Origin of the sequence: Collinsella sp. SGI.241 (assembly GCF_050312955.1) — a bacterium.
Taxonomy (GTDB): Bacteria; Actinomycetota; Coriobacteriia; order Coriobacteriales; family Coriobacteriaceae; genus Collinsella.
The window spans coordinates 62,803-83,668 of record NZ_JBNPKM010000008.1 but is presented as its reverse complement, the minus strand read 5'-3'; the positions used below and the strand labels follow the sequence as shown (position 1 = coordinate 83,668).

General features: G+C 57.7%; 13 protein-coding genes. 9 read left to right on the top strand and 4 right to left on the bottom strand.

Going from position 1 to position 20,866, the window contains the following annotated elements; genetic code table 11:
* Positions 1-126: 126 nt before the first annotated feature.
* From coaE to uvrB, 3 genes are read left to right on the top strand one after another with little or no spacing between them, the layout of a single operon-like run.
* On the top strand, positions 127-768 hold the full coding sequence (gene coaE / locus ACQQ92_RS05325) for a dephospho-CoA kinase (protein ID WP_427795967.1): 642 nt from the start codon (positions 127-129) through the stop codon (positions 766-768).
* The gene (locus ACQQ92_RS05320; RefSeq protein WP_427795966.1) at positions 761-1,342 is read left to right on the top strand and encodes a lytic transglycosylase domain-containing protein; all 582 of its coding nucleotides are present in this window, start codon (positions 761-763) and stop codon (positions 1,340-1,342) included. Before coaE ends, ACQQ92_RS05320 begins: the two co-directional genes overlap by 8 nt.
* A 51-nt stretch (positions 1,343-1,393) precedes the next feature.
* The gene (gene uvrB, locus ACQQ92_RS05315; protein ID WP_427795965.1) at positions 1,394-3,634 is read left to right on the top strand and encodes an excinuclease ABC subunit UvrB; all 2,241 of its coding nucleotides are present in this window, start codon (positions 1,394-1,396) and stop codon (positions 3,632-3,634) included.
* A 65-nt stretch (positions 3,635-3,699) separates the two neighbouring features.
* On the opposite strand, the gene ACQQ92_RS05310 is transcribed toward uvrB, so the two are convergent.
* From ACQQ92_RS05310 to ACQQ92_RS05295, 4 genes are all read right to left on the bottom strand, one after another.
* Positions 3,700-5,340 carry an NAD(P)/FAD-dependent oxidoreductase gene (locus tag ACQQ92_RS05310; protein WP_427795964.1) on the bottom strand — a complete coding sequence of 547 codons (1,641 nt, stop codon included), beginning with the start codon at positions 5,338-5,340 and terminating at the stop codon, positions 3,700-3,702.
* A gap of 80 nt (positions 5,341-5,420) precedes the next feature.
* Complete coding sequence (locus ACQQ92_RS05305; protein WP_427718675.1) at positions 5,421-6,692, bottom strand: NAD(P)/FAD-dependent oxidoreductase; 1,272 nt, start codon at positions 6,690-6,692, stop codon at positions 5,421-5,423.
* The gene (locus tag ACQQ92_RS05300) at positions 6,693-7,523 is read right to left on the bottom strand and encodes an Mrp/NBP35 family ATP-binding protein (RefSeq protein WP_427718672.1); all 831 of its coding nucleotides are present in this window, start codon (positions 7,521-7,523) and stop codon (positions 6,693-6,695) included. It abuts the gene before it with no gap.
* A 145-nt stretch (positions 7,524-7,668) separates the two neighbouring features.
* Entirely contained in the window at positions 7,669-9,822 is a 2,154-nt protein-coding gene (locus tag ACQQ92_RS05295) for an LTA synthase family protein (RefSeq protein WP_427718669.1), read from the bottom strand.
* 194 nt (positions 9,823-10,016) lie between these two features.
* On the opposite strand from ACQQ92_RS05295, the gene uvrA reads away from it, so the two are divergent.
* The 6 genes from uvrA to ACQQ92_RS05265 all read left to right on the top strand — a co-directional run bounded on the left by uvrA (position 10,017) and on the right by ACQQ92_RS05265 (position 20,865).
* Positions 10,017-12,896, top strand: coding sequence for an excinuclease ABC subunit UvrA (uvrA, locus tag ACQQ92_RS05290; RefSeq protein WP_427718667.1), 2,880 nt, complete (start codon positions 10,017-10,019; stop codon positions 12,894-12,896).
* 134 nt (positions 12,897-13,030) lie between these two features.
* Complete coding sequence (ybaK, locus tag ACQQ92_RS05285; RefSeq protein ID WP_427718664.1) at positions 13,031-13,531, top strand: Cys-tRNA(Pro) deacylase; 501 nt, start codon at positions 13,031-13,033, stop codon at positions 13,529-13,531.
* 3 nt (positions 13,532-13,534) lie between these two features.
* Positions 13,535-15,832, top strand: coding sequence for a murein biosynthesis integral membrane protein MurJ (gene murJ, locus ACQQ92_RS05280; protein WP_427718662.1), 2,298 nt, complete (start codon positions 13,535-13,537; stop codon positions 15,830-15,832).
* Between the two features lie 60 nt (positions 15,833-15,892).
* The gene (uvrC, locus tag ACQQ92_RS05275; RefSeq protein ID WP_427795970.1) at positions 15,893-17,779 is read left to right on the top strand and encodes an excinuclease ABC subunit UvrC; all 1,887 of its coding nucleotides are present in this window, start codon (positions 15,893-15,895) and stop codon (positions 17,777-17,779) included.
* A gap of 364 nt (positions 17,780-18,143) precedes the next feature.
* Positions 18,144-19,751 carry an ABC transporter substrate-binding protein gene (locus ACQQ92_RS05270; RefSeq protein WP_427718660.1) on the top strand — a complete coding sequence of 536 codons (1,608 nt, stop codon included), beginning with the start codon at positions 18,144-18,146 and terminating at the stop codon, positions 19,749-19,751.
* A 157-nt stretch (positions 19,752-19,908) separates the two neighbouring features.
* Positions 19,909-20,865, top strand: a complete 957-nt coding sequence (locus tag ACQQ92_RS05265; RefSeq protein WP_370450641.1) for an ABC transporter permease — start codon at positions 19,909-19,911, stop codon at positions 20,863-20,865.
* The last annotated feature ends 1 nt before the right edge of the window (position 20,866 follow it).

The following is a 20,866-nucleotide window of genomic DNA, read 5'->3' as shown; positions in this document are numbered from 1 at the left end:
GCGCTATATACAAGCTGTGCCTTGTGAACGGACTCTTCCTTTGACACTCTTACTGTTTGGCTGTTTTTTGAACCGTCGCTTTGTATTTGCGCGATAATTACTCGCATTGACGTTAGGGAGGGCTTGATGTTTACCGTTTTCGTTTTGGGCAATATTGCTTCGGGTAAATCGACTGCCTGCCGCTTTCTGGAATCTCGCGGAGCCCTGCTTATCGATTTAGATGTTCTTGCCAAATCGCTGTACGTACCGGGGTCGGATATCGTCAATGCTCTTGCTGAAGAGTTTGGCTGGGATATTTTGGATGAGGGTGGCGGTGTTCGACGTAACGTTCTCGCTTCTCGAGCTTTTGTTTCTCCCGATACGGTTGCAAGGCTCAATAGTATTGTTCACCCCGCTCTCATTGAGCAGCTTTCGCTGAGGATTCTCGATCCTGCTTGCTGTACGGTTTCGTCCCCCCGCTATCCCTTTGCGGCGGTCGAAGTATCTGCTCCGACTGGCTTTGAGGATGCCTTTGGCCTTGCGGATGAAATTATGGTTGTTAGCGCTCCTTTAGCGGTCCGTCGCGAACGCGCTATTCACCGTGGTATGGAGCCATCCGATTTTGATGCTCGCTGTGCTTGCCAACCCGATGAGTCTTCGCTTTGCAGTCTCGCCACGACCGTGATTGATAACGCAGCGGGCGACAGCTCGCTCTTTGAACAACTGGACGCGTGGCTTGCTCGCCATGGCCTTATGGATGCTATGGATAAGGAGACGACAGATGCCTAAGACGCGTTTCTTTACGTGGTATCGCCTTGTGCCGCTGGTTGTCGTTTTCGTCTTTGGCCTTATCTCGCTCGTTTACTCGTGTGCTCCCGCCGCTTTCTTTAAACCGTTCTATCCGATTGACTATGAGGCGTATGTAAAGCAGTCCAGTATTTCGCATAATCTCGATCCGTATCTGGTGTGTGCCGTCATCAAGTCGGAATCAAACTGGGATCCCGAGGCGGAATCAAACCAGGGCGCCCAAGGTCTCATGCAACTTATGCCCGAAACCGCTCAGGATATGATCGCTAAGGGCCTTGTCGACGGGGATGAGTATTCTGCCGATAACCTGAATGACCCCGCTTCGAATATCGAATTTGGGTGCGCGTACCTCTCATACCTGTTGACGTATTTCAATGGGTCGACGGATAGCGCTATTGCTGCTTACAATGCCGGAATGGGCAATGTCGATGGGTGGGCGCAGCAAAACACATCGCTCCATAACGCGATTGCCTTTCCCGAGACGCAAGCCTATTTGATTCGTGTCAATAATGCCTGGGTTCGCTATAAGACCCTCTATCCCGACCGGTTCGTATAGGACTATGCCTGCCGCCTGCGTATACTGCAGATGTATGAGTTAGGAGTATCCATGGCGGATTTTGAAGTTGAGCGTGTTGGCGGAGAGCTCAAACGTTTTGGCGTTGAGGGCTCCGAGGTACCGTTTGAGGTCGTGTCTCCCTATGAGCCTGCAGGTTCCCAGCCAAAGGCCATTGAGTCGCTTGTGCAGGGTGTGAGGGACGGAGACCGGTATCAGGTTTTGCTTGGCGTGACCGGCTCGGGCAAGACCTTTACCATGGCCAAGACCATCGAAGCTCTCGGTAAGCCAACGCTGGTCATGGCCCCCAACAAAACCCTCGCCGCCCAGCTTGCGAGCGAGCTCAAAGAATTCTTTCCCAACAACGCCGTGGTCTACTTCGTCTCGTACTACGACTACTATCAGCCCGAGGCATATGTGCCGCAAAGCGATACGTATATCGAGAAGGATGCTTCGATTAACGAAGAAGTCGAGATGCTTCGACATCAGGCGACCGCCTCGTTGCTTTCTCGACGCGATGTGATCGTCGTTGCTTCGGTGTCCTGCATCTATGGCATCGGCTCTCCTGAGGACTATGCGGGGCTGGCGCCGAATGTCGACAAGAAAGTACCGCTCGAGCGCGACGACTTTATCCATGCGCTCATCGACATTCAGTACGACCGGAACGACTATGACTTGGCGCGTGGCACCTTCCGCGTGCGCGGTGATGTTGTCGATGTGTATCCGCCCTATGCCGAGCATCCGTTGCGATTTGAGTTCTTTGGCGATGAGGTCGAGCTTATCGCCGAAATCGATGAGGTTACCGGTGAGATGCTTCGTGAGTATGAGGCTATTCCCGTGTGGCCGGCATCGCACTATGTGACCGAGAAGCCCAAGGTCAAGGCGGCCTTGAAGTCGATCAGTGAAGAGTGCGAGAAGCGCGTCGCGGAGCTCAAGGCGACCGACAAGTTGCTCGAGGCGCAACGTCTACAGCAACGGACCGATTATGACCTCGAGATGCTCGAGACGATGGGCTTTTGCAACGGCATCGAGAACTACTCGCGTCATCTGGACGGGCGTAAGCCGGGTGAACCGCCGTTTACCCTAATCGATTACTTTCCCAAGGACATGCTCTGCATCATAGACGAGAGCCATGTGACGGTGCCGCAAATTCGTGGCATGCATGAAGGCGACCGTTCGCGTAAAGTGACCCTGGTGGAGCACGGCTTTCGCCTGCCCTCGGCGCTTGACAATCGCCCGCTTCGTTTCGATGAGTTTGAGGCGAGAATCCCCCAGTTCATCTATGTTTCGGCAACGCCGGGCGACTACGAGCTGCGGGTGAGCCAAAACGACGTGGAGCAGATTATTCGTCCGACCGGCCTGCTCGACCCCAAGATTGACGTGCGTCCCGTTCGCGGTCAGATTGACGATCTTGAGGACGAGATTCGCGAGCGCGTTGCCCGCAAGGAGCGCGTGCTGGTGACCACGTTGACCAAGCGCATGGCCGAGGACCTGACCGACCATCTACTTGATGCGGGCATTAAGGTCAATTACATGCACTCTGATACGGCGACAATGGACCGTGTCGAGATCCTGCGAACGCTGCGCGAGGGCAAGATCGATGTTCTCGTTGGCATCAACCTGCTTCGCGAGGGCTTGGATCTTCCCGAGGTCTCACTGGTGGCAATTCTCGATGCCGATAAGGAAGGCTTCTTGCGCAACCGCCGTTCGCTGATTCAGACGATTGGCCGTGCGGCCCGTAACGCCGATGGCGAAGTCATCATGTATGCAGACGTTGTGACCGATTCGATGAAAGCGGCCATCGAGGAGACGCGGCGCCGTCGCGAGATTCAGATGGCATATAACGAAGAACATGGCATTGTGCCCAAGACAGTGCGCAAGGCCATCAACGACATCTCAAGTTTTATTGCCGAGGCCGAAAAAACTGTGGGCTCCAAGGGACGCTCGAAGGGCGACTCTCTTGGCCATGGCGCATTCTATACGCCCGATGAGTCGGGCGAGGGCGGTGTGCCGGAAACGGTGGCGCCCGAGCAGACACTTGCGGAGCAGTTGGAAGAACTACCGCATGACGAGCTTGTGCGGATCGTCGAAACCATGGAAGAGGATATGCGTAACGCTTCTGCCGTCATGGACTTTGAGGAGGCGGCGCGCCTGCGTGATGCTGTCGTTCAGATTCGGGCGATGCTCGAGGGTGCGTCTGAGGACGAGACGATCGAGCGCTTACGTTCGCAGGCCCGCAAGGGTTCCATGTTCGCATCGGGTAGAAAACGCCAGGGTGCACGGTTTAAGAAATAGCGAACAGGCCCCGAGTTCCCTGTGGAGCTCGGGGCCTGTGTCTTTTGCGCGCTGGAATTCGTTCGCTAGAGGTCTGCGATCAGGGCTTCGGCACAACGGATACCGTCGGTGGCCGCGCTCATGATGCCTCCGGCATATCCAGCTCCCTCACCACAAGGGTAGAGGCCCGGGGTCGATACGGCATGGCACGTTCGGTCTCGGGTGACAGTGACCGGTGAGCTCGAACGAGTCTCCACGCCGGTAAGAACGGCATCGGGGCGGTCGTAGCCCCGTAGCTTTTTTCCGAGTAGGGGAAGTCCCAGGCGGAGCGACTCGACGATATGCTGCGGCAGGGCTTCGTCAATTGCCGTCCAGGTCACACCGAGCGGATAGGTGGGCTTTACCTTTCCGGGCGCCTTGCTGGCGCGTCCTGCGAGGAAATCTCCGACGAGTTGTGCCGGTGCGTTCCAGTTGGAACCGCCCAGGCGATAGGCGGCCGCCTCGCAGGCGCGCTGGAGCTCGATGCCGGCGAGCGGGTCATCGTCGGGAAGGTCCTCAGGCGTGACGTTAACGAGCAGGGCGGCATTTGCGTTACGGCCGTCGCGGGCATTGAGGCTGGCGCCGTTGACGCACAGGTGGCCCTGCTCGGAAGAGGCGGCGACAACCTGCCCGCCGGGGCACATGCAAAACGAGAACACGCTGCGGCCGTTGGGAAGATGAGCGACGAGTTTGTAGGGGGCTGCTCCGAGGGCAGGATGTCCCGCCGAGGCTCCATATTGGGCTCGGTCGATGTCGCGCTGCGGATGCTCGATGCGAACGCCCATGGCAAAGGTCTTTTGTGCGAGGGCCACGTCGTGGTCCTTAAGGAGTTCAAAAATATCGCGAGCAGAATGCCCGCAGGCGAGGATGAGGTGCTTTGTCTCAATTGACTCGTAAGCGGCGTCTTGGGATGATTGGACATCAATACCGGTGATGGCGCCAGACGCGTCGATGCGAATGTCGACGAGTTTTGTTCGATAACGGACGACACCTCCGAGCTGCTCGATGCGCTGGGATATAGCGGTAACAACCGTGGGAAGGATGTCGGAGCCAATGTGCGGCTTGGCATCCCACAGAATATCGCGGGGCGCACCTGCCTCGACGAAGGTTTCGAGGATGAGGCGATGGGCGGGATTTTTGGTTCCCGTATTGAGCTTGCCGTCCGAGAAGGTCCCCGCGCCGCCCAGACCAAACTGAATATTGCTCTCGGGGTCGAGGATACGCTCTTTTAGAAAGAGGTCGATCGCCTGCGAGCGGCGAAATGCCGGGTCGCCGCGCTCGATGAGCAAGGGCTTCAGACCTGCTTCGGCAAGGGTGAGTGCGGCGAAAAGGCCGGCGCATCCGGCACCGACGACGACGGGGCGCTCTTTGGGTGCGCCGGAAACGGGGGAGGGGAATGAAGGCTCATCGTCTTCTATCGCGCGTACGCGCGAGCGGTCACGCTCGGCAACGCTGTCGACCGCTTCTCGCTCGAGGTGGGGACTGGTCAGCTCAACACGAAAGCTCAGGATAAAATGGACGTCTCGTTTTTTGCGAGCGTCGATTGACTTGCGGTGGAGCTCGATGGACTTGATCTCGGAGTCCTTGCAACGTAGGACGCGCTTGGCGAATCGCTTGCCAACAATGAGGCAGGCATTTTCATCGCCGGCTTCATCGAGTGACGCGTTGACTTGGGTGAGTTCGATCATCGAGGTCTCCTTAGAGGCAAGAAAAAGGCCGTCCGGTATCCCAGACGGCCCGAATGCGTTTTTGATTATAGACTGTGCGGCTACAGGCTGCTTGCAGCGCGAATGCCCGAGATCCAGGCCCACGCAAGGTTGAAACCGCCGCAATCGGCGTCGATGTCGAGCGCTTCGCCGCAGACGTAAAGCGGGGCGTCGACAACGCTGCACGCGTGTAGACTGGGTGTTGAGATGCTCTCGACAGATACGCCACCACGCGTGACCTGCGCCGAGCGCTCCTCGGCTGTTCCCTCGACGAGCAACTTAAAGTGCTTGAGGAACGAGACCAGGTGGACGACATCGTTGGAGCCTGGATGGCACTGCTCGAACGCTGTGCAGACGACGCGGGAGAGTTGCGGGGCGAGCATGCCGTCGAGCCAACGGGGATCGCGGGGCGAAAAGCCGCCGAGCAGCTTAACGCGCCGGTTAAGCATATCGAGCAACTCGTCTTTAGAGAGGTCGGGGAAAACGTCGAGCAGGATCGTATCGCCGCGCTGGATACGACGGGAGAGGTTGAAGACAGCGACGCCCGAGATACCGAAGGTTCGAAACAGTACTTCACCGTCTTCGTGCCAGAGCTCACTATGGTTACGGGTGAGCGTCAAGCGGGCGCGGACGCGCAGACCATCCAACGTCTTGAGTGCCGCCCGATCGCCGACGACCGTTGCCGATACGGGGCAGAGGATGGGGCGCAGCGAAGTGAGGGGGAGGCTAAACGTATCGGCGATACCGGTGGGGTTGCCACCCGTGGCGATAATTACGGCATGTGCCTCCAGGGCCTCGTTCTTGCGAGGGACATCGGCGAGTGCCTTCCGAAGCGAGCGGAGCTCCGATTTTCGGTCGTCGTGCTTTTTTGCCTTGAGTGCCCGCGCTGGACGGTTTATTTGAAGTGCCCAGCCTTCGGAAGCTTTGTGCGCCGAGGCAACGTTGGCTCCGCAGATTAAGGTGATACCCAGGCGGTCGCAAACGTTGAGAAGCGCGTCGCGCACCGATTCGGCGCGAAGCGAGCGCGGGTACAGCCGGCCTTCCTCGGAGGTTGTCATGATGCCCAGCGAGGAGAAGAAACCCATAAGCTCTTGCTCGGGCTGGGGGCCCATGACGGATTCGACGAATGCGGGGTGGTTATACCGCTGAGGATCAATCGATTCGTTGGAGAGGTTGCAGCGACCGTTTCCGGTCGCAAGCAGCTTAAGGCCGCACGCGACATCGCGCTCAACGATGCAGACGCTTTTACCCGCGCGTGCGGCCGTAATGGCGGCGGCGAGGCCTGAAGCCCCGCCGCCGATTACCAGGACGTCATAGAAGGCGCTCGTGTTCACTTAGGCCTCGTCGGTCTCGTGCGGGGCAATGGCCTCGACGGCAGAGACGGCCTGGGGCAACATGCCGTCGGGCAGCGCGGTCTCGACCTCGCCCTTATCGCAGGCCTCGGCGAGTGCCGGATTAATGGGAAGCTGGCCCAAGATGTCGAGGTTATAGCGCTCTGCGACCTCGGGGAGCTTGCTCTTGCCAAAGACCTCGATCTTCTTGCCGCAGTCGGGGCACTCAATATAGCTCATGTTCTCGACAATGCCCAGAATGGGGACGTTCATCTTCTCGGCCATGTTAACCGCCTTGGCGACGATCATCGAGACCAGATCCTGCGGGCTCGTGACGATGACGATGCCGTCGACGGGCAGCGACTGGAAGACGGTGAGCGCGACGTCGCCTGTTCCCGGAGGCATGTCGACCAGCAGGTAGTCGATGGGGCCCCACGAGGTCTCGCTCCAGAACTGCCTAATGGCGCCTGCGATGACCGGACCGCGCCAAAGGACGGGGTCGGTCTCGTTTTGGAGCAGCAGGTTGGAGCTCATGACCTTGACGCCGTGCTCGGAGATTTCGGGCAGCATAAGGTTGCCAAGGGCATGGACGTGGCGTCCGCTCATACCGAACATCTTGGGGATAGAGGGACCGGTGATGTCGGCATCGAGGACGCCGACCTTGTGGCCGTGACGGGCAAGCTCGGTGGCGATGGCACCGGTGACAAACGACTTGCCGACACCGCCCTTGCCGGAAAGCACGGCGATGACGCGTTTGACCTCGGACAGCGTGTTCTCCTCAAATTGCGACGGCGACGTTTGTCCGCCGGCGGCCTGTGCGTGCTCGCAACCCATGTATGACTCCTTTGTATATGTTGGGGCCGGGGCCCCGTGATGTGACACGAGCGTCATTGTACCCTCGTTTGCGAGCGGGAGTCATTTGTGATGCATTTGGACCGAGTGTGCTTGCAATACGATGGGCCCAAGCGAATGAGCGGGCTTACTGAACTTTGCTGGCGAACTCGAGGTATTGCATGCGCTGCAGCTTGTCGATCGTCGAGGCGTATGGGCTGTCTTCAGATTCCAAATCGTAGCGCAGCCCGTCGGCACCAAGATAGCCGGCGACATTGATGGCGGGCACATCTGACCTTGTTGCAAGCAGAGCCTTTTGATAGTCGGTGAGCGGGGCGCCGATCTTATTAAGGGTAATGGCTGCAATCTCGTTTGCCCCGACGGTGTCGTAGACGTTGAGCTCGGTATTGCCGGCGATTTCATAGTTAGCCCAGACGAAATAGGTCGACTGATAGATACGGAAAGCGTGGCTTGCCGTATCTTCCTGAGGGTACAGCTCATCGTTGAGAGTCGTTGCGGCGCTCGGCTGATGGTCGCCAAAAAAGACAAGAACAACCGGTCTGCCGATATTGCGGAGCTCGTTGATAAAGTACTCGAGGTCCCGGTCGGATGCGTTGATGCAGGTAAGATAGGTGTTGAGCGCGCTATTGGCGCCCTCGCTGGCTCCCTCGACCCAATAGTTTGTCAGCTCTTCGGCGGGAACGGTGCCATAGTCGTAGCCGCCGTGATTTTGCATCGTGACGTCAAAGATGAACTGCGGGGCTTCGTCGGTTCTAAGCAGGTCGAGTATCTTGTCGTAGGTGGCGTAGTCGCATACGCCGGCATGGTAACAGGGCGCACCTTCGAAATCGCCGATTGAAAGAAAGTCTCCAAAGCCCAGCTGCTGATAGATTTTATCTCGATGGTAGTTGACGGGGTTTTGCGGGTGCATAGCGGTAGCGGTATACCCAAGCTCCTTAAGGTCCTTTGCCAGGCTGTTGACGCCATTCATCTGATATAGCTGATAGGGGATTTTGCCTAATCCGACAAAGGCCGTTGTCGCTCCGGTCAAAAATTCGAATTCGGAGTTCGCCGTTCCGCCACCGGCGACCGAAGCGAGCATGGTGCCGCGAACAAGTGTGTCGGGAAGCGAGTTGTAGAATGCGGGGCCGGTGTACCCGGCCGCCTGGAGCTGCTCAAAGCACGAAAGGTCGCTAAAACTCTCGTTCATGACGGCAACAATCGTCGGCTTGATTTCATTGAACTGGGCAACGGCCGCCGCGCGCTGCTCGCTCGAGCCATACGTGCTGTCGTAGGTGGCGGCGAGCTCCTGCTCGATGCTCTGCGCCTCATCGGGCGTATAGTCTTCGGGCTTCTCAATGGGCAACTCGTTGACCATTTCGGTGAACGAAGTGATAAAACCCTGAGACGCATACGTGGTGATGGGCTGCCAACGGTCAAATCCAAAATTCAGCGCCTGCTCCAAGTCGATGCTGGAAAAGCCCGAGAGCCCCACAACGGTCACTAGCAGAAAAGCGCAGAGGTTAGCGGCGATTGCGGGGAAGACATGGGTGGGCGTACGGAGCTTTCTCGGTCGGATAAGCGAAAGAAGCCCCAGGGAAATCTCTAGCAGGGCTAGAGAGGTTACGATTCCGGCGGTAAAGGTAAACTCGTATCCCTCGCTCACTTCCATTGCGGTGCCAAGGGCCAAGATATCGCTTGGCAGGATGGCCTCGCCTTTAAACGTTATGACGAAGTGCTCGGCAATGCCAAGGATGCAACATACGACGGGCACGAGGACCATGACGCCTCCATGACGCTGTCCCAGCAAATAAAGGGAGAGCAGAACCGTCGCGAGCAGCCCGACGGAAAACCCGAATGAGTTGGCGGGAATGCGATAGAACGTTTCGTTGCAGGAAATTTCGAGTGAAACGAACGAGAGCGCTGAAACAGCGGCGATGACAAGGATGTCACGGCAAATACAGGCAACCGTTCCCGTCGCAAGATCGGTTTGGTCGATAAGTCCCGAAACCAAGGGCTCGACAAGAAGTATGACGGCGGCAGCACCGAGCGCCGAATAAGAAAGGACCCATAGGGAACTGTCCTCATTTACGAGCAATTGATTCGTAATCCATGCAGCTACCATGCCGAGCGGGATGAGGAGCGTCGCGCACCAAAAGACGCGGGCAATGGGCGGCTTTTCATTGTGTTTGATTGAAAAATACACGCGCACGACGACGGTGGCCACGATAAGGACGGCGATGAATATGGGCAGATTGGCCATGTCGCTCGAAGTGATTTCAAGGGGGATATCTTCGGTCATGGACGTTCCTCTGTTACAGCAAATTAAGTTCAGTGATTAGATTACTGTAACCTTTCCACGGCATTTCGAGAAACAAAGCGCCCGATACGCAAAGCTAAAGGTCTGCGAATCTTGTATTACGAACATCTGTGCGCGTCGAGTGCGCTAAACTCATCGGCAGTATGATTCGATGCAATAGGAGGCAAGGAGCTTCCATGTCTGATTCTTCTATCGTTATTCGCGGCGCTCGTGAGCACAACCTCCGTGATATCGATGTTTCCATTCCGCGTGACCAACTCGTGGTCATTACCGGTCTTTCTGGCTCGGGCAAGAGCTCGCTGGCATTTGACACTATCTATGCCGAGGGCCAGCGTCGATACGTCGAGAGCCTTTCGAGCTATGCGCGCCAGTTCTTGGGCCAGATGGACAAACCCGACTTGGATTCAATCGACGGCCTTTCGCCGGCGGTGTCGATCGACCAAAAGACGACGTCTAAAAACCCTCGCTCGACGGTTGGCACCGTAACCGAGATTTATGACTATCTGCGCCTGCTGTTCGCCCGTGTGGGCACCCCGCACTGTCCCGAATGCGGCCGCGTCATTGAGCGCCAGACGACCGACCAGGTTGCCGACAAGGTCTTGGCGGCGGGGGAGGGTCGCCGCGCGTTTGTGCTGGCACCGGTGGTGCGCGGGCGAAAAGGCGAGTACACCAAACTGTTTGAGGACCTTCGCGCCGAGGGCTTTAGCCGCGTGCGTGTCGACGGTGAAGTGCGCTCGCTCGACGATCCAATCGATCTGGACAAGAAGTTCAAGCACGATATCGAGGTCGTGGTCGATCGCATCGTGATCCGTGAGAACTCTCTGGGTCGTATCGCCGAGTCCGTTGAGCAGGCGACCGCGCTGGCTCACGGCAATGTAAATGTGTACATGCTGCCCGATCGTGATGCTCCCGAGGGGACCGAGGGCGAGCTGCTGGAGTATTCGTTGGCCTTGGCGTGCCCGGAGCATGGACACTCCATTGACGATCTTCAGCCGCGTGATTTCTCGTTTAACGCTCCCTATGGCGCATGTCCTGAGTGCGACGGCCTGGGCTTTAAGAAAACCGTTGATGCCGAGGCACTGATCGAGGACCCCTCGAAGTCCATTGCCGACGGAGTCTTTGGTAGCCTGTTTGGCAATTCGAACTACTACCCGCAGATTTTTGCTGCGGTCTGTGAACACTTTAAGGTAAGCGCCGATACGCCGTGGGAGGACTTGCCCCCTCGCGTGCGTCGTGCATTCTTGGATGGCCTGGGCGATACGAAGATCTCGGTTGACTACCAAAAGCTCGACGGACGTCGTAGCCAGTGGGATACCAAGTTTTCGGGCGTTCGCAACATCCTGTACGAACGCTATACCGAGACGACGAACGAGAACACCAAGGCGCGCTTGGAGAAGTACATTCGCGAGGAACCGTGCTCGAGCTGCCACGGCGCTCGTTTGCGCCCTGAGATGCTCGCCGTCACCGTGGGCGGCAAGTCCATTTACGAGGTTTGTTGCCTGTCGTGCCGTGAGTCGCTCGAGTTTTTTGAGGGCCTGGAGCTCACCGAGCGCCAACAGTTTATCGGCGGGCGCATCGTCAAGGAAATCCTGGAGCGCTTGCGTTTTCTGGTCGATGTTGGACTCGACTATCTGACGCTCGATCGTGCCTCGGCGACGCTTTCTGGTGGCGAGGCGCAGCGTATTCGCCTGGCAACACAGATCGGCGCCGGCCTCATGGGTGTCCTATACATTTTGGACGAGCCATCGATCGGCCTTCATCAGCGCGATAACGAGCGCCTGATCAAGACCCTTGAGCGCCTGCGCGATATCGGCAATACCGTCATCGTCGTCGAACACGACGAGGACACAATCCGTGCCGCCGACTACGTGATCGACATGGGGCCCGGCGCCGGCGTCAACGGCGGACACGTAGTCGCGGCGGGAACGCCTGCCGATATCATGGCGTGTCCTGAGTCGATGACGGGCGCTTATCTGACCGGCAAACGAATGATCCGGGTGCCTGATGAACGGCGCAAGCCCGGTCGCGGCTGCCTTAAAATTACGGGCGCTCGAGCTAACAACCTCAAAAACGTTACTGCCAAGATCGAGTTTGGTACGCTTACGGTTGTTACCGGCGTGTCAGGATCGGGCAAGAGCTCCCTGGTTACCGACACCATTGCGCCTGCCCTTACGAATGCTATTCACCGTTCGACGCGCCCTGTGGGTCCGTATAAGAAAATCGAGGGCACCGAGTGTATCGATAAGGTTATCGATATCGACCAGTCGCCGATTGGCCGCACACCGCGTTCCAACCCCGCTACCTATATTGGCCTGTGGGATGATCTTCGCGCGCTGTTTGCGAGTACGCCGGAGTCGAAGGCGCGCGGCTACTCGCCGGGTCGTTTCTCCTTTAATGTGAGTGGCGGGCGCTGTGAGGCGTGCAAGGGCGACGGACAGATCAAGATCGAGATGCACTTCCTTCCCGATATCTACGTTCCCTGCGAAGTTTGCGGCGGTAAACGCTACAACCGCGAGACACTCGAGGTCACCTACCGTGGCAAGACCATCTCGGACGTGCTCGACATGAGCGTCACCGAGGCGCTGGCGTTCTTTGGGAATATCCCGCAGATTAAGCGCAAGCTTCAGACTTTGTATGACGTTGGCTTGGGCTATGTGAGTTTGGGGCAGCCTGCCACGACGCTTTCGGGCGGCGAGGCGCAGCGTGTGAAACTCGCCAAGGAGCTTCATCGACGCCAGACGGGCAAGACGTTCTATATTTTGGACGAGCCGACGACCGGCCTTCATTTTGAGGACGTCCGCCAGCTGCTCGATGTGCTGCAGCGCTTGGTCGATGCGGGCAACACGGTGCTGGTGATTGAACACAACCTTGATGTCATCAAGGTTGCCGACCGCCTGATCGATATGGGTCCCGAGGGCGGCAATGGCGGCGGAACCGTCGTGGTCTCGGGTACGCCGGAGCAGGTCGCGGCATGTTCGCAGAGTTACACGGGCAAGTTCTTGGCACCGCTGCTCAAGCGCGACCGCGAGCGTCAGGCACAACTCGACGCCCAGTAAAGAGACGCCGTCGTACGAGAAGCGCCACCGATTCCTTTCGATTCGGTGGCGCTTCTGTGTGTCGAGATGACGTATGCGGCTAAATTGGACATATACTTAGGCGTTACGTTCGAATGCGAGGGAAGGGACATGCCATGGCAAAGGCTGCAAAGACGCCGAAAACCAATGCGATGCGCGAGCTGGAAAACGCCGGCATCTCCTATATTCTCCATACGTATGAAGACGATGGCGATGAGTCGGTGGGTTTAGGCGTTGCAATTTTGGAACAACTTGGCGAGGAGCCTGGCCAGGGGTTTAAGACCTTGGTTTGCGTGACGCCGTCCAACGAACACGTTGTGTGCTGTATTCCCGTTGCCGACGAGCTTGACCTAAAGGCCGCCGCGCGCGCCGCTGGTGAAAAGTCGCTGACCATGATGCATGTCAAGGACTTGCTTGCCGCGACGGGGTATGTCCGGGGCGGCTGCAGTCCAGTCGGCATGAAAAAACGCTTTCGGACGCTGATCGATGAGACATGCGTCCTTTGGGATACCATTTTTATCTCAGGCGGTAAGCGTGGCTATCAACTTGAGCTTGCCCCCGACGACTTAGTTGCATTTTGCGGGGCGACGGTTGCCCCGATCACGAGAGAGGACTGAGCGATGCCGCAGGAAGAATCGAAGCGCGGAGCTCACTTTGCAAAGGGTTCGGCTTCTCAGACGCCCGCGCCTGAGCCTTCTTCGGTCGATGACCAGATTCGAAACGCTTGGTCCGTTGCTGCAGATCCAGGGGAGACGGCTGTGTATTTGCGTGCCGCCGGTGCCGGTGCGGTGCCTCCCCGTACGATTCTCTCTTCGGCTCGCCCCGATGAGACGGCGGTGTTTTTGGCCGCGGCTCAATCCCGTGCCGGACGGATGCCTGCCGCCGGGACGTCTCGTGCGCCGCGTCCCGATGAGACGGCGGTGTTTTTGATGGCGGCTCAGGGAAAGGGCGCACTGCAGGGTGTCCCAGCCGATCGTCCCGCGAGGCCTGCAACCGACGGTGATGGCGAGCAGTTGCTTTTGGATGACGAGTGGTCACCGCTCGGCTCGACCGATCCGGTCGAGGGCGTTGCTGTCGACGACGATGATTGGGATCTTTTGTCGTTTTCTGGTCGAACCGCTGCCGCCAGGGAAGTTGACACGGTGTTTGGTAATAATGCCGTAGCTAACGATGACGCTTCGTTTGACAGCGATGTCACGCCTGTTGACGGAGCTTTTTCTGTCGATGATGCCGTTTTGGTCGACGACCCCTTCGCGATAATCGATGAGCCTGATATCGAGGTTGATTCTCGACAACACACTGAAGTCAGCCCCCAATCACAGGACGACGTAGATGATATGGGCTCGTCGGACTACTCTACGGTTGGCCGTTCTGCCGGCCTCATGACTGCACTGACCATCGTGTCGCGCGTCACCGGGTTTATCCGTACTTGGGCTATGGCTGCCGCCATCGGCATGTCGCTGCTCTCGTCTTCCTATCAGGTCGCCAACAACCTGCCCAATATGCTCTATGAGCTCGTGATGGGCGGTATGTTGGTTACCGCCTTTTTGCCGGTGTACATGGGCGTGCGTCGTGAGCAGGGTCGCGACGCCTCAAACGAATACGTAGGTAATCTGCTCGGCATCCTGCTTTTGCTGCTGGGCGGCATTTCGGTGTTGGGCACCGTGTTTGCTCCGGGCTTTATCTGGACGCAGTCGTTCCTTTCGGGCGATGGCGGAAGCATGGATACCGCTGCATTCATGTTCCGTTTCTTTGCCATTCAGATTTTGTTCTACGGCTTGGGCTCGGTGTTCTCGGGCGTTCTTAACGCGCATCGTGACTACTTTTGGTCGACGTTCGCCCCGGTACTCAACAACGTGATTGTCATTGCGAGTTTTATGGGCTTCGCTCCCGTATCTGCCTGCTTTGGTGAGCAGGCGGGCGTCGTTTTGATTTCGCTCGGCACGACGCTTGGCGTTTTTGTCCAGATGGCGTGCCAGATTCCCGCACTCGGTAAGCATGGTGTCCGGCCTCATATTCATATCGACTTTAAGGATCCTGCACTGCGACAGACGCTCGCGCTCGGCGTCCCGACGTTGCTCGCTACGGTATGCATGTTCGTGTCGACTTCCATTACCAACGCAGCCGCGCTGGTGGTGCAGCCCGAGACCGGTCCTTCTGTAATTGCCTATGCGCGCCTTTGGTACACACTGCCTTATGCCTTGATAGCCGCCTCGCTCTCGACGGCGCTTTATACCGAGCTTTCGCACGATGCCCAGGAAAAGGATTATGACAGCGTGCGCGCTGGTATCTCGCGCGGCGTGGCCCAGATGCTCTTCTTCCTGATTCCTTTCGCGCTATATCTCATTGTGTTTGCCCGTCCGCTCAACATGATTTATTGCGCCGGCAAGTTCGACGAGTCGGGTGTGGCGCTTGTGTCCGAGTTTCTGGTTTATCTGGCGCTCTCCCTGCCGCTCTACGGCGTGGTCGTGTTGATGCAGAAGAGCTTCTCGGCGTTGCTCGACATGAAGCCCTATAGTCGCTATTGCCTATACTCTGCCATCGGTCAGGCTGGTTCGGTTCTGCTGTTTGGTGTGGTGCTGGGCTATGGCATGCCTGCGATTGCGATTTCGTATGTTGTCGACTATGTGATTCTGGTCGGCTGTTCGCTGTGGTGGCTGCGTCGTCGTCTGCAGGGTCTTCAGGTTAAATCTATTCTGCACGGCTGCTTCTATGGCCTTTTGCTCGGCGGCCTGGGTGCCGCAGCGGGTGCCGGCGTTTTGTGGGCGCTCGAGAGTTTTGTCGGAGCGCTTGGCGGATCGATTCTTATTACCTTGGGCTATGTTTGCATCGCGGGCATGGTTTCGCTTGCCGTGACTTTTGGCCTTGCCGTCCTTCTAAAGATGCCTGAGGTCTCCGCGCTTCTTCGCCGCAGGTAGGCAGTCGTGGCAGGTCATGACAACATTCCAACGCTTGCCGAACAGGTTTCGCGTGTGCCCATGCAGCCTGGCTGCTACCTTTGGAAAGATGCCAAGGGCGATGTCATTTACGTTGGCAAGGCTAAAAATCTGCGCTCGCGCATGCGTCAATATGTGACGCTGCAGGACGAGCGCCAAAAGATTCCGCTGATGATGCAGCTGGTTGCGAGCTTTGACTATATCGTTGTCGAGAACGAGCACGAGGCGCTGGTGCTCGAGCGCAACCTGATCGGTCAATATCATCCGTACTTTAATGTCGACCTTAAGGACGATAAGAGCTATCCCTTTATCGCTATCACCAAGAGCGATCTGTTCCCAGCTATTAAATATACTCGTGAGCGTCATAAGCCGGGAACGCGTTATTTTGGTCCCTACACCGACAGCCGCGCGGCGCGCGAGACCATTGATACGCTGCGCAAGGTAATCCCGATCTGCTCGGCTTCTTGTGCGGAATGGCGTCGATGCCGCCGTATCGTCGAGTCCCACAAGGGCGAAGAAGATATCGTCAATATGATTTGCGCTCAAAACGGGCGTCCCTGCTTTGACTTCCATGTTGGCCGCGGCCCGGGGGCATGCGTCGGTGCGATCTCTCCAGCCGACTATGCTAAAAACGTTAAACGCGTCGAGCGATTTTTGTCGGGCCATCGTAAAGATGTCGTTGATGAGCTTACATCCGAGATGACGGACGCCGCCGAAGCGCTCGATTTTGAGCGGGCGGCGCGCGTCAAGCGTCGCTTGGAAGTTATTAGGGGCCTGGACGACCGACAGCAGGTCGTTTTTCCGTCGAGTGTCGATCTCGATGTGATTGGTTTCTATCGAGAAGAGACCATTTCGGCCGCCTGCGTGTTTGTTGTGCGCGAGGGGCGAACGGTTCGAACCTGTGAGTTCATTCTCGATAAGGGCCTGGATGTCGATGAAGAGGAGCTTCAGTCGGGCTTTCTCAAGCGCTATTACGACGAGACGGCTGATATTCCAGCCGAGGTGAACCTTTCCGTCGAGCTTGAGGATGCGGAGGCGCTAGGGGAGTGGCTTTCGGACAAGCGCGAGCGTTCCTGTCATCTCCATAGGCCTCAGCGCGGCGAAAAACACCGGTTGCTCGATATGGCATCTAAAAATGCGCGTCATGCCCTCATGCGTTATATGATGCGCACGGGATACGCCGACGATCGCACCAATCGAGCGCTCCTGGAGCTTGAAAGCGCCTTGGCGCTACCTGCGCCGCCAATGCGAATCGAGTGCTTCGATATCTCTACGCTTCATGGCACCTTTACGGTCGCCTCGATGGTGGTGTTTACCAACGGCCACGCCGACAAGAGCCAGTACCGCCGCTTTAAAATCCAGGCCGAATTGGACGAGGCGAACGACTTCGTTTCGATGTCCGAGGTTTTGGGGCGTCGCTATGCTCCCGAGCGGATGGGCGACGAACGTTTTGGCTCGTGCCCCGATTTGCTCGTTGTCGACGGCGGCAAGCCGCAATTGACGGCTGCAATTAAGCAACTTGAGGCCCTTGGGCTCGATATACCAGTTTGTGGTTTGGCAAAGGCCGATGAGGAGGTTTTCGTGCCTTGGGACGAGACCCCTGTCGTACTTCCGACCGGGTCTGCGTCGCTCTATCTCATCAAGCAGGTGCGCGACGAATCGCACCGTTTTGCCATCACGTTCCATCGCGAATTGCGCGATAAAGCCATGACGGTTTCGGTACTCGATGACGTTCCAGGCGTGGGACCCACTAGAAAACGTGCAATTATGCGCCATTTTGGCTCGATGAAGCGGTTGCGCGCGGCGAGCGAGCAAGAGATCGCGGAAGTTCGCGGCATACCTGCCGATGTTGCCAAGGCGGTCCACGAGGCGCTCGTTGCATGGAATGCCGAGCGCGCCGAGGCAGCGGCTGGCCATTCCGATAGCTAAACACGAGCCTAAACAACTGATATACATGATTGCGCGATTTTCAACCATTTATTTCGCCATGATTGCCTGCTGGTTTCGGGTTTTATTAACGCTAAAACGTTTGACTAACCCAAGCGAAAACCCTGCTATCCTGCGGGTTGACGAAGACTGATATCTCACCTCGCCGATACATACTGTCTGCTGTATCGTTTGTCAACGAATTCGGTGAACGGTAGTAAATACCGTTCAAGCGTATGTATGTATCGGTCGCCGAGCGCGGCACCTCAGTTGGGTTTGTCGGTAGGTAAGGTATATATCGTCCGCAAGTTGCGCGGGGGCAAGTTTAGGTGCTCCCGGGTAAGATTCTCTATTGATAGGAGAAGACATGGCCATCATCAATAAGGGTATGTCCAGGCGTTCGTTCCTTGGCCTCACCGGCAGCGTCGCTGCTGTCGCCGGCTTTGGTCTCACTGGCTGCGGTGGTAGCTCTAGCGACGAGGGTTCCGCTCCCGCCGATTCCGCCAACCGTGGCGGCGGCGTGATCACCGCCGGTTCCGCTTACGCTCCGTCCAGCTTCGACCCCGCCAGCACCGGCTCCGCCGTGGGCCTGGGCGCTAACTGGCACGTCGTCGAGGGCCTCTACGGCATCGATTACCACGACTACAGCACTTTCAACGAGCTCGCCACCGATGATCCCAAGTCCGTGGACGACACCACCTTCGAGGTCACCATCCGCAAGGGCGCCAAATTCTCCGATGGCACCGAGGTTACCGCTGACGACGTCGTCGCCTCCTACACCGCTTGCGCCGCTTCTGCCACCTACGCTCCGTTCTTCCAGCCTTTCGAGTCCATCGAGGCCAAGGATGCCAGCACCGTGACGGTCAAGACCAAGGTCCCCAACTTCTCCCTGCTCAAGGATCGTCTGGCCATCATTCGCGTTACTCCTGCCGCCCAGAGCGAGGAGGATCGCGCCAAGCAGCCGATCGGCTCCGGCCCCTGGATGTACGATTCTATCTCCGATACCGAGATCACCCTGGTTCCCAACCCCGAGTACAACGGTGAGTATGCTGCCGAGGATAAGAAGATCCAGTACAGCATCCTGACCGACCCCACCGCTCGCGTCACCGCTCAGCAGGAAGGCTCCACGCTCGTCATGGAGCTCGTTACCGCTGATGCCGTCGACCAGCTCGAGGGCGCCGGCTGCAAGATTGACAACGTCCAGGGCTTCGGCACCCGCTTCATCATGTTCAACGTCGCCAAGGAGCCTTGGAACGACGTCAAGGTCCGTCAGGCTGTCATGTATGCGCTCGACACCGAGAAGATGATCAGCAACACCTTCGCCGGCCTTGCTACCGCTGCCAGCTGCTACCTGCCCAAGAGCTTCACCAACTATCATGAGGCCTCCACGGTGTACAAGACCGACGCCAAGAAGGCCAAGAAGCTTATCGAGGAGTCCGGTATCACCCCGGGCGCCATTACCCTGCGCACCACTGATAACGAGCAGATCAAGGGTATGGCTGCCCAGGTCAAGAACGACCTCGACGCTCTCGGCTTCGATGTGACCATCCAGACCGATACCTCGCCGGCCACTTATGCTGCCATCGACGGCGGCGAGGCCTACGATATCCTCCTTGCCCCTGGCGATCCTTCCTGCTTCGGCGCAGACCCCGACCTGCTGCTCAACTGGTGGTACGGCGACAACGTCTGGATGCAGACCCGTTGCCCGTGGAAGGAGTCCGCTGAGTGGCAGAAGCTCCACGGCCTTATGGACGAGGCTCTTGCCGCCGAGGGCGACGAGCAGCAGAAGAAGTGGAACGAGTGCTTCGACATCATCGCCGACAACGCCGTTCTGTACCCCGTTGTCCACGTTAAGACCGTCTCCGCTTCCTGGAACGACCCGTCCACTGCGCCCAACGGCGAGGCCCTCGATGGCTTCAAGGGCATCGGCACGACGAGCATGTCCTTTAAGGGTGTCGCGACCGTCAAGGCGTAAGACTCGCTTGAGTCTATATGCAGGATGTCGGCCGTTGGGACCGTATCCTCATAGTTGAAACAAAGACCCGGGCGGCAACGATGTCGCTCGGGTCTTGTAATGAGTGTCCGTACTCATATACCAGTTGGTCCTACCGACAAAAGAAAGGGGAGAGAACGTGAACAACTTTCTACGTTTGATTGGAAGGCGTCTCGTGGCGCTGCCGATCATGGCATTGGGCGTCACCGTCCTGGTGTTCTTCCTTATGTCGTTCTCCAAGACCGACCCCGCCTACACGGCGTTGGGTGACGGTGCCTCGCCCGAGGCGGTTGCCGAGTACCATGAGAAGTATGGTCTGGACGACCCCTGGCCCGTGCGCTACGTGCGCTATATGGGCAATTTGATCCATGGCGACATGGGCACCTATGGTGCTGCTCGCAACTCCGTTGCCAAGCGCATCTCCACGGCCCTACCCGTCACGATGCAGCTGACCTTCATCGGTCTTGCCATCGGTGCGGTCGTATCGTTTTTGCTCGGCGTCATCGCGGCACTGTATCGCGATAAATGGCCGGACCAAGTGATCCGCGTCTTTTCCATCGCCGGCTTGGCAACCCCGTCGTTCTGGCTTGCCGTTCTGTTGATCCTGCTGTTCTCTTCCTACCTTAAGGTACTCCCGGCATCGGGTGCCCTGCCGCACTTCACCACGAATCCGGCTGGCTATCTGGGACGCATGATCATGCCCGCCATCGCCTTGGCATTTCCGCTGACGGGTCAGATGACTCGTATCGTGCGTACCGCCATGGTCGAGGAGCTCGACAAGGACTATGTCCGTATGGCTCGCGGCGCCGGCGTTCCCGAGAAGGTCGTCGTCGGCATCAACGTTCTTCGCAACGCGCTGATCACCCCGGTCACCACCCTCGGTCTTAAGATTGGCTATCTCATGGGCGGCGCCGTCGTCATCGAGGTCATCTTCAACCTCCCCGGCATGGGTACTGCGATCCTGCAGGGCGTTCAGGGCAACGAGGCGAACCTGGTTCAGGGCGTCGTCATCGTCGTTGCTCTTGCCTTCATCATCATCAACATCGTGGTTGACATGCTCTACCTGCTCATCAACCCGCGCATCAGGACGGTGTAGA

Bases quoted from the DNA above. Each gene is read 5' to 3' on its own strand.
- coaE (WP_427795967.1), top strand. From the start codon at position 127: ATGTTTACCGTTTTCGTTTTGGGCAATATTGCTTCGGGTAAATCGACT.
- ACQQ92_RS05320 (WP_427795966.1), top strand. From the start codon at position 761: ATGCCTAAGACGCGTTTCTTTACGTGGTATCGCCTTGTGCCGCTGGTT.
- uvrB (WP_427795965.1), top strand. From the start codon at position 1,394: ATGGCGGATTTTGAAGTTGAGCGTGTTGGCGGAGAGCTCAAACGTTTT.
- ACQQ92_RS05310 (WP_427795964.1), bottom strand. From the start codon at position 5,340: ATGATCGAACTCACCCAAGTCAACGCGTCACTCGATGAAGCCGGCGAT.
- ACQQ92_RS05300 (WP_427718672.1), bottom strand. From the start codon at position 7,523: ATGGGTTGCGAGCACGCACAGGCCGCCGGCGGACAAACGTCGCCGTCG.
- ACQQ92_RS05295 (WP_427718669.1), bottom strand. From the start codon at position 9,822: ATGACCGAAGATATCCCCCTTGAAATCACTTCGAGCGACATGGCCAAT.
- uvrA (WP_427718667.1), top strand. From the start codon at position 10,017: ATGTCTGATTCTTCTATCGTTATTCGCGGCGCTCGTGAGCACAACCTC.
- ybaK (WP_427718664.1), top strand. From the start codon at position 13,031: ATGGCAAAGGCTGCAAAGACGCCGAAAACCAATGCGATGCGCGAGCTG.
- murJ (WP_427718662.1), top strand. From the start codon at position 13,535: ATGCCGCAGGAAGAATCGAAGCGCGGAGCTCACTTTGCAAAGGGTTCG.
- uvrC (WP_427795970.1), top strand. From the start codon at position 15,893: ATGCAGCCTGGCTGCTACCTTTGGAAAGATGCCAAGGGCGATGTCATT.
- ACQQ92_RS05270 (WP_427718660.1), top strand. From the start codon at position 18,144: ATGGCCATCATCAATAAGGGTATGTCCAGGCGTTCGTTCCTTGGCCTC.